5 protein-coding genes and 1 pseudogene are annotated in these 9,733 nt (G+C 39.4%); 3 read left to right on the top strand and 3 right to left on the bottom strand.

Going from position 1 to position 9,733, the window contains the following annotated elements:
- From PN497_RS21710 to PN497_RS21700, 3 genes and pseudogenes are all read right to left on the bottom strand, one after another.
- Nucleotides 1-197, bottom strand: a pseudogene (locus tag PN497_RS21710) (photosystem II q(b) protein); the annotation flags it as partial.
- 549 nt (nucleotides 198-746) lie between these two features.
- A complete protein-coding gene (locus PN497_RS21705) occupies nucleotides 747-2,246 on the bottom strand; it encodes an MBOAT family O-acyltransferase (protein ID WP_096571916.1) in 1,500 nt (499 codons plus the stop codon).
- Between the two features lie 217 nt (nucleotides 2,247-2,463).
- Complete coding sequence (locus PN497_RS21700; RefSeq protein ID WP_096571917.1) at nucleotides 2,464-5,490, bottom strand: DUF1574 domain-containing protein; 3,027 nt, start codon at nucleotides 5,488-5,490, stop codon at nucleotides 2,464-2,466.
- A gap of 217 nt (nucleotides 5,491-5,707) precedes the next feature.
- Between PN497_RS21700 and PN497_RS21695 the strand changes: the two genes are divergently transcribed.
- The 3 genes from PN497_RS21695 to PN497_RS21685 all read left to right on the top strand — a co-directional run bounded on the left by PN497_RS21695 (nucleotide 5,708) and on the right by PN497_RS21685 (nucleotide 9,627).
- Nucleotides 5,708-5,926, top strand: a complete 219-nt coding sequence (locus PN497_RS21695; RefSeq protein ID WP_096571918.1) for a hypothetical protein — start codon at nucleotides 5,708-5,710, stop codon at nucleotides 5,924-5,926.
- A gap of 303 nt (nucleotides 5,927-6,229) precedes the next feature.
- On the top strand, nucleotides 6,230-9,259 hold the full coding sequence (ppc, locus tag PN497_RS21690) for a phosphoenolpyruvate carboxylase (RefSeq protein ID WP_096571919.1): 3,030 nt from the start codon (nucleotides 6,230-6,232) through the stop codon (nucleotides 9,257-9,259).
- Nucleotides 9,260-9,375: 116 nt separating this feature from the next.
- Nucleotides 9,376-9,627 carry a hypothetical protein gene (locus tag PN497_RS21685; protein WP_096572847.1) on the top strand — a complete coding sequence of 84 codons (252 nt, stop codon included), beginning with the start codon at nucleotides 9,376-9,378 and terminating at the stop codon, nucleotides 9,625-9,627.
- The last annotated feature ends 106 nt before the right edge of the window (nucleotides 9,628-9,733 follow it).

Below are 9,733 nucleotides of genomic sequence, written 5' to 3'. Positions count from 1 at the left end.
GGTTCACGGATGCCGTCGATGTCAACGGGAGGAGCAGCGATAAATGCGATGATGAAGCAAGTGGTTGCTGCTAACAGGGTGGGGATCATTAATACACCGAACCAGCCGATGTAAAGGCGGTTGTTGGTGCTGGTGATAAATTCACAGAAACGATCCCATACGTTGGCGCTTTGGCGCTGTTGAATGGTTGTGGTCATTTTATGAGTGCGATGTTTTTGTTAAAAACACAGGTAATTTATTTCCTGTTCTTATAAAGTTAGCATAAGTTTACGAGTTTTGTAACATTGATTATTTTATTAAAATTTATAAAAGTAATAACTTTTACTTATTATTAAGTTTACAAAACTTTAGATTTGTTTAGAAATTAGGATCAAAGCGATTTACTAAAGTAGCTACTACAATCATTGGCAACCCAACAACGAAACAGATTAACCATTAGACATCTCCAGAAAAGAAATTATGGAACCTATTTATGGGGGCTTTATGGGGGCAGGTCGAAGCATTTGGGATATCTAGATGTCTGATTTTTACCTTAAATTATCGCCCATAAGCTTCGCCCCTACAACTTATGACAAATTAATACATTCTATTTTGGAGAGGTCTGGGGCAGTCCGTTCGCGTACATCCACAGCCTAAAGTCCGATAAAGTATCGGAACTTGGTGGAGATACTTTATCGGGCGTGGTTTTGGCTCACTCGATTTTCTTATAATTAATTGGATTGGATATTTTTTTTATTTGGAAGTCCCTAAAAATCAAAGTAGATATAAGGTAAACTGCCTTCAGGAGCTAGTAACCAAACTGCATAGAAACATAAAGGTACAAAAACCAGTTTTATCGGCCAACTCAACTCTAATTTCATGCCTCGTTTAAAGCCATAAGCTATACTCATGACAACAACGATCAACACCAATGACCATGTTAGTTGGTGAGGAGTGCTGTTTAAGGCTTCGACATAGACTTTTTCAATAAACTGTGAATCCGCACTATGACCCCAAAGGTGTTGTATAACTAAAGCAGAATCTTGAATATTGGGGAGACGAAACCAGATCCAAGAGGTGAAAATCATGAACTGGGTTAACAACCAAGCGAAAATTATACCGACAGGGTTGTGCCAAAATAGGTAAAGAATTTTTGAGCGATCGCTCATAGCATCTGTGAGACGATGAACAGCTAAGGCCAAACCATGCAACGCACCCCACACTACAAAACCCCAGGCAGAACCATGCCAAATACCCGCTACTATCATCACAATGAATAAATTTAAGCAGGTACGCATCAACCCCTGACGAGAACCACCCAAAGGAAAGTAAAGATAATTACGTAACCAATCACCTAAAGTTATATGCCAACGTCGCCAAAAATCGGCAATGCTGGTACTGAAGTAAGGAAAATCAAAATTTTCTGGTAAAACTAAACCAAAAAGTAAAGCAGTACCACGGGCAATATCTACATAACCGTTAAAATCTAAATATAATTGTAAACCATAAGCCACAGTAGCTAACCACAAATCTGTGCTACCTGCTCTTGGTAAATTACCAAAACATAAATCTACAAAAATTCCTAGATTATCAGCGAGAATGCCTTTTTTAACCGCACCTCTAGCAATTAACCATAAAGCTTCTGATAATTTATCAACATTAGGCAATTTTAGAGTATTGAGTTGAACTGCTAAGTTATGGTAACGGGTAATTGGTCCAGAAATTAATTTAGCAAAAAATAATTTATAGGCAGCAAATTTCACAAATTGTTCAGTAGCCGGCGCTCCACGATAAACATCTATTAAATAAGCAATACACTCAAATGTAAAAAAGGAAATTCCCAAGGGTGTAACTAATTTAAATGGGGCATCTGGAGAATTTATATTTATCTCAAATATCCATTTAAATATGATAGGTAGATATTTAAAAACTAATAACAATCCTACATTGAAAATAATCCCAAACCACAAAATTTTGAGACGGTTAAGATTCCAGTCAGATTGAGCAATTTGCCACTCTTCATTAGAAAGTTGCCAATCTTGGGAATGTTTACCTGGTGAGGTATTTTCCCCGATTTCCAAGCCTATACGAAAGTTAATAAAAGTAAGTACCAATAGTAATGGTAAGTATTGAATGTTCCAAGATGAGTAGAATACAATACTAGCTATCAGTATTGTCCATAATCTTAATTTTTGTTCGCTTACAGTCCAGTAAATACCAAGAATACTCAGCAAAAACAGCGCGTAAAAAGGTGATATAAATTTCATTCTTTGGTTATTAGTTATTAGTTATTAGTTATTAGTCATTAGTCATTAGTTATTAGTTATTAGTTATTAGTTATTAGTTATTAGTCATTAGTTATTAGTTATTAGTTATTAGTCATTAGTTATTAGTTATTAGTCCCCAATCACCAATCACCAATCACCAATCACCAATCCCCAATCCCCAATCCCCAATCCCCAATCACCAATCCCCAATCACCATTTATTTAAAACTCCAGGGTATCATCGGATCAATAGCCAACCTTTTAGATAATTCATAAGCTCCGTAGCGGTTGAGGTGACTGGGGTCAGAAAAGTAGTCATGTGCTTTGAGCCAGATTTGGCTTAAATCGCGGTAGATAAAATTGCTATTAGTAGTGGAAGCATCTAACATATATTTTTGAAATTCTTGTTCATATTTTAACCGCACTGGGTCTAAATAATCTCCTGTTAATGGCATATTGACAAACACTAATGATATTTTTTTATTTTTGGTAAACTCTATCATTGATTTTAAAGCTGTGTCTTGATTACCTGCTAGTTGAAAATCTTTATAGTCATTGTCGTAAGCTCCAGCTACTCTGGGATGGTTTTGATAATATGTAGCAGGATTAAAACGAATAGATAAGGGCCAGAAGCCATCAAAATCAACGGCTGCTTGGGAATTTTGCTCTTGTGTATCGCTGGTCAATTCGGTTTTTGAGTTGACTTGCTGAGAGTTATTAATAACTGGTAAATAGTTAAGTTGTTTTTGCAATAAAGCCTTGATTTGTCCCCGATTTTCATAGCTGGCAGATATACCAACTAAAGCTTGATTTAAAAAATCATTAGTCACTTGATAAGTATTAACATTTACTGTTGTATCTTTAGTTAGCTCATCTTTCACTGCATTTGCTTGTTGGCTGGATGAATTATTGTTAACAGGCTGTGTAGCTCTTTTTAATACCTCTTCATAGCCTTTGGAAGCAGCAATAGCATTAAAAGTGATATCTTTGCGATCACTATTGAAAGCTCTAGAACCATCTGCCCAAATAATCATTTTTGGTAATTCCGAGGGTTGTAAAACTCGACGAATGATAAATTCTACAACTTGGGCTGTAGCACCATTAATACCAAAATTAAATACGTCAACTTTGGGATAACCCTGAGTGGACAAGGCTTTAGAAAGGGCAACAGGATCAACTCCTCTCAAAGCACGAGAAGAACCGATAATTAGGACATCTGGTGGCTTTCCATCTGTTGCTAGACGCTGTTTATAAAGTGCGAATTGTTCATCTAATTGCCTAGCATTAAAACTGGGTAAATTTGATCTTGCAGCCAAGAGAATAGCAGTAGCATTGGCTTTTTGTTTTAATGGTGCGGCAGGTAGATTTGTTGATGGAGTATCATCAGCTGGGGTAAATGCAGAAGCATTAAAAGCAGAATTACCAAACTGAGAATATGTTGTGTTGTTATTGCTGGTAAAAAATGTTGTTCTTTGACTTTGATTTTTTTCTGATGTTAAAGAGACCTGAGACTGTGAGGATGGAGATGTTAAAACACCAGTAACTTTGGGTGTATTTTGTCCAATCTTAGTAGTAACGTCACCTAACATCCAATCACTTTGGAGTACGAGTATTAATCCCAAAGCTACCCAGATGAAACTTCCCCAGAGTCCTTGTTCATCGGGATTTTGCTCAGTTGATTGGTTAGTTGCTGTAAACAGTTGGCTTGCTAAAAGTAAGTTTCTGACTTGTTGATGAGCGGTTTTCAGCCAATCTTGTGTTACTTCAGTTACCAAGTTTTGAACTTCCTGAGTTGTTAAATCAGGACGCAAAATTGGCTCTTTGGTTTCCTTAGGCAGTAAATCACTGACATATTCTACCGTAGCTGCAAATTCGGGTGTAGCTTCTGGTACTAATCTGTGGCGATGTCCAAAATCAACTCCATGATGCCAAACAGGTTCAGTATCACCGGCTCGGCGACCATAAATTCTCACACCAGTAACACCGACAATACTGAGTTGACGAATAAATTGGGTGACTTTGCTGGCTACTTGCTGGCGTTTGGGACAATTGGGCGCATCACAAATAATGTGTAGTAAATCACCCTTACGCAGTAATAAAACGCGAATGCCGCCTGTTTTTAACCGCCAATCCATATCCTGATTTAACAGACGCTCCAGTAGGAAAATGATCGCTGGTTCATCCCCGGCAGCACCTAATTCTAAGCTGGATGTTGCTAAAGCCGGATGTTGTGCAGCGGGTAAAGATAACCAGTCTACCCAAGCAGGTTGTTTATCTTCTGTTTTTTGTCCGTAGACAGCAGCGGCCAGAATGCCTTGGGGGGCGATTTTTTCTAACTGAGAGATAATTAAAGGTAAACAAACTTCCTTTTCTGGTGCAAGAGCATTTTTTAAAGGGTCAACTGCTGGAGTACAAAAGATATGTAAGGTAAATTCTTTTAAAGAAGCTTGAACGGTAACTTGGAAATCTGATAAAACTTCAGTTAACAAACGAGTGATCGCTTGTATATCCCCCCAACGCGCCCATTCTTTGAGCATGGTTTCCGGTGGAGTTAAATCCACCCTTAACCGCCAATCTGGCTCACTTTCACCCCGAACTTGGGAGACAATCACAGCATCTTCATAACCTGCCAGCTTGAGATGTCGTAATTTTTGGGCTACTGGTTCAGCTAATAATGTGGCATCAGGACTATAAGTTGATTGGCAAAATATCCAGAGACGATTACCTGTTTTTTGAGAGTTGGCTTTAGACTCGTAGGGCTTGCTTTTAACCTGTACTGCTACACCCAACTTACTTAGGTTTTCACTCAGATAACGAGCGATCGCATCGGGGTTGCCTTGTCGTGCCAAACTTTCATTAGAGACGATCAGCGCCCCACCAGGTAGTCTAGATTTTTTGGTTTCTAATAAAAGTGCTTGTTCTGCTTGCTCTAGATGTCGATCTAATTGATTTAAATAGACTCTATGACACCATTGAGGACGATGTTCTCCTTTCTTTCGACCATAGACCAATACTTGGTATATTGAGGATTGTTCCTCATTTGTGAGACTATCTAAATCTGTTTTTCCAAGTGCTTGCAACAAGTCATAGAGTGTGTGCCAACGTTTTGGACAGTCTGTACCTTCACAAAGGATATGCAGGTCATTTCCTAGCAACCGAACTTTCACCCTGAAAGTGTTAATTCCTGTTGCTTGGCTTACCCACTGCACTAAGGTTTGCTGGCGATCTAGTAATAATGTTTTCATTATGAAGTTAACTTTAACAGGAAGCGAGGATTGGGGGATTTTGCCTGTACTTGTAAACTAGAACCATAGATTTATCACATTTTGCAGTTTCTTTTTAACAATTTTGTTACCATTGGAGCTTGCAAAATCGGCAAAGATAGTCTTACAAGGTTGCACGTCCTCTCAAGATTGAGTTTTGCGTCTATTTTACTCATCTGGCCATCATCAAGAATTAGCAATGTCATCTGTAACCCAACACCCATCACCAACCCCCGGATTAAATTGGCTCTTTTTTAGTATTCCCCAATCTGGTCTCTTACAAATAGCTACAGCATCTATGCTACTGCTACTTGTAGCAGATAAAGCAACTGGTGAAGCACTCAAAGCTATAGGAGAAGCTAGTGAAGAGGTATTTAGAGGCGATCGTCTACCTATTCTCAACTTCCCAGATCAGTAGTAACTAAACCAAAGCTAACAACATCTAACAACAGCTAACAACTACTATATATAACCATTTATTGGCTCTGGGTAATCCTCATCACTCAATTTATTCATTTTCTGATTGTGGTATTTCTTTGGTAATAGGTAATGGGTAATGGGTAATGGGTAATTATTATATTTTTCCCAATCACCAATCACCAATCACCAATCACCAATCACCAATCACCAATCACCAATCACCAATCACCAGTTCCCTGGTACAGCAAAAAGCAAAAAACTAAAATTGTAGGCATTAATTGGCTTTACTAGAGCAAAGAATATGGGTTCTATTTTATACTCCTCCTCGCCATCAGCGAATATCTACCCTATGTCTGAATTATTTTTACGTCATCGTCTACAGATAGTAGAAGAATTGTGGGAGTCGGTATTGCGGCAAGAATGCGGCCAAAAAATGGTGGATCTATTACGGCAGTTGCGTGATTTGTGTTCACCGGAAGGACAAGCTACCAATGATCAAGCCTCGTCAGCTGTGGAACTGATTGAACAGCTAAATATTAACGAGGCCATTCGTGCTGCTCGTGCTTTTGCTCTTTATTTTCAATTGATTAATATCATTGAGCAGGAATATGAACAAAAGCAACAGTTAAGCCGCTATTCTGAGTCAGACAGCATAGATCAGGAAAATATTCCCAATATTGTTTATTCGACTAACCAACGAGAAGACGACGTACCTGTTACTAAGTCATGGGGAGGAAATCCCATATTTCATAGTTGGACTGATACAACACCAGCTACACAAAAAGGTACATTTGCAGCTTTATTTCCTCTATTATTCAAACTGAATGTACCACCCCAGCAAATTCAGCGTTTAATTTCTCAACTAGATATCCGGTTGGTTTTCACCGCCCATCCCACGGAAATAGTCCGCCACACGATCCGCGATAAGCAGCGACAAGTAGTAAGTCTCTTACAACAGTTAGATAGCGCGGAAACTCGTTCTGGTGGCTATCCTTGGGAAGCAGCAGAGGTGAAAGAGCGATTATTAGAAGAAATTCGTCTATGGTGGCGTACTGATGAATTACATCAGTTTAAACCCACTGTATTAGATGAAGTAGATTATGCTTTACACTACTTCCAAGAAGTGTTATTTGATGGTATTCCCCAACTTTACAAACGCCTCACATACTCTCTAAAACAAACATTTCCTTGGTTGGAACCACCCAGTAAAAATTTCTGCTCTTTTGGTTCTTGGGTAGGTTCAGATAGAGACGGAAATCCATCAGTAACACCGGAAGTAACTTGGAAAACCGCTTGTTATCAGCGGAAAATGGTTTTAGAGAGATACATTCAATCGGTGAAGCATCTGATTGAATTATTAAGTGTGTCTATGCACTGGAGTGATGTACTTCCAGATTTGTTGGAGTCGTTAGAATTAGATCAATCTATTTTGAGTGATGTATACGATGCGTTAGCTTTGCGTTATCGTCAAGAACCTTATCGCTTAAAACTGGCCTATGTTTTAAGAAGGTTGGAAAATACCCGCGATCGCAATCTGGCTTTATATAATCGGGAAACACCAAGCAATGAAGATTCTCCCATGTATCGTTCTGGGGCGGAATTTTTAGCGGAACTGCGATTAATTCAACGCAATTTGACGGAAACAGGTTTAAGTTGTGGAGAATTAGATCATCTGATCTGTCAGGTAGAAATTTTCGACTTTAATCTTACCCAGTTAGATATTCGTCAAGAATCATCTCGTCATTCTGATACGATTAATGAGATTCTGGAATACTTGCAGGTTTTACCCCAATCTTATAACGAACTCACAGAAGAACAAAGGGTAGCTTGGTTAACAGGAGAATTGCAAACCAGACGGCCATTAATTCCCGCAGAATTACCATTTTCGGAAAAAACTAATGATGTAATTGAAACTTTCCGGGTGGTGCGATCGCTGCAACAGGAATTTGGCATTAACATCTGCCAAACTTATATTATCAGTATGTGCCGGGAAGTCAGCGATGTTTTGGAAGTGCTGCTGTTAGCCAAAGAAGCACGGTTATTTGATCCAGCGATCGCTGTAGGAACTATTCGTGTTGTACCACTCTTTGAAACTGTAGAAGACTTACAACGCTCTAGAAGCGTGATGCGACAACTGTTTGAACTACCATTGTATCGTGCCTTTTTAGCTGGAGGTTATGAAGTAACCAACCCAGAAAATACCTCTTCCCATACCACCCTCAACCCCAACTTGCAAGAAGTGATGTTAGGGTATTCTGACAGTAACAAAGATTCAGGCTTTTTAAGTAGTAACTGGGAAATTCATAAAGCCCAAAAATCCCTGCAAGTAATTGCGGAAGAATACGGTTTAAACCTGCGAATTTTCCACGGACGAGGGGGATCTGTAGGTCGTGGTGGTGGACCAGCTTATGAGGCGATTTTAGCCCAACCAGGACATAGTATTAATGGACGGATCAAGATCACTGAACAGGGAGAAGTTTTAGCTTCTAAATATTCTTTGTTGGATCTAGCTCTGTATCACATTGAAACTATTACCAGTGCAGTGGTGCAAGCTAGTTTGTTGAAAACCGGGTTTGATGATATTGAGCCTTGGAATGAGATTATGGAAGAATTAGCTCATGCGTCGCGTCAACATTATCGCGCTCTCATTTACGAACAACCCGATTTTATCGACTTCTTCCATCAAGTTACCCCCATCGAAGAAATTAGCCAACTGCAAATTAGCTCTCGTCCAGCGCGACGACCATCTGGTAAAAAAGATTTAAGCAGTTTACGCGCTATCCCTTGGGTCTTTAGTTGGACACAAACCCGATTTTTGTTACCTTCCTGGTATGGTGTGGGTACAGCCTTACAACAGTTCTTGAACGAGCAACCGGAAGAACACTTAAAATTAATGCGTTACTTTTATGTCAAATGGCCTTTCTTCAAAATGGTAATTTCTAAAGCAGAAATGACATTGGCAAAAGTAGACATAGAAATGGCGCGTCATTACGTACAAGAATTGTCGAACCCAGAAGATAAACCCCGTTTTGAGAAAGTATTTGAGCAAATTGCTAGTGAATTCTATCTCACCAGGGAGTTAGTCTTAAAAATTACAGGACATCAACGACTTTTAGACGGTGATCCGATTTTGCAGCGTTCAGTACAGTTACGGAATGGAACAATTGTACCGTTAGGATTTATCCAAGTTTCTCTACTCAAGCGGCTAAGACAGTACAAAAACAGCACCACACCAGGGGTTATTCACTCTCGTTACAGCAAAGGGGAGTTACTGCGAGGAGCATTGTTAACTATTAACGGTATTGCCGCAGGAATGAGAAATACTGGTTGAAGAAGGTGACAGGTGACAGGTGACAGGTGACAGAAAGAAAGAGTGTAAGAGAAGATATTGTTATTTCTCCCAATCCCCCCATATCACCAATCACCTATCACCAATCACCAATCACCATGATCAAAAAACGCATTCTAATTTGTACTTTTGTAGCCCTATCATCTGGCTTTTTTGGTGGTTTAATGGCTGCACAAATTACTTCCATGTTGCATAACCAAAAATGTCAAACTCAAGGCTGGGGTTTCCAGCAAGTTTGTAATGTCGTAGTCACACCTGGAGCAATTTGGCAGGGTAGTATAGCTGGAATATGGACAGGTACAATATTAGGGGCGTTTGTTGGCGGGTCAATAGTACGTAAAAGTTATTAATTAGGGAATTGGGAATTGGGAATAGTTGATTAGAAAACATAAAATTGATTACCCAGTCACCAGTCACCAGTCACCAGTCCCCAGTCACCAGTCCCCAGTCCCCAGT

Source organism: Sphaerospermopsis kisseleviana CS-549 (genome assembly GCF_028329225.1).
In the GTDB taxonomy this organism is placed as follows: domain Bacteria; phylum Cyanobacteriota; class Cyanobacteriia; order Cyanobacteriales; family Nostocaceae; genus Sphaerospermopsis; species Sphaerospermopsis kisseleviana.
Note: the sequence above shows the minus strand (reverse complement) of the source record. Positions and strands in the feature narration are given on the sequence as shown.

Bases quoted from the DNA above. Each gene is read 5' to 3' on its own strand.
- PN497_RS21685 (WP_096572847.1), top strand. From the start codon at position 9,376: ATGATCAAAAAACGCATTCTAATTTGTACTTTTGTAGCCCTATCATCT.
- PN497_RS21700 (WP_096571917.1), bottom strand. From the start codon at position 5,490: ATGAAAACATTATTACTAGATCGCCAGCAAACCTTAGTGCAGTGGGTA.
- PN497_RS21705 (WP_096571916.1), bottom strand. From the start codon at position 2,246: ATGAAATTTATATCACCTTTTTACGCGCTGTTTTTGCTGAGTATTCTT.
- ppc (WP_096571919.1), top strand. From the start codon at position 6,230: ATGGGTTCTATTTTATACTCCTCCTCGCCATCAGCGAATATCTACCCT.
- PN497_RS21695 (WP_096571918.1), top strand. From the start codon at position 5,708: ATGTCATCTGTAACCCAACACCCATCACCAACCCCCGGATTAAATTGG.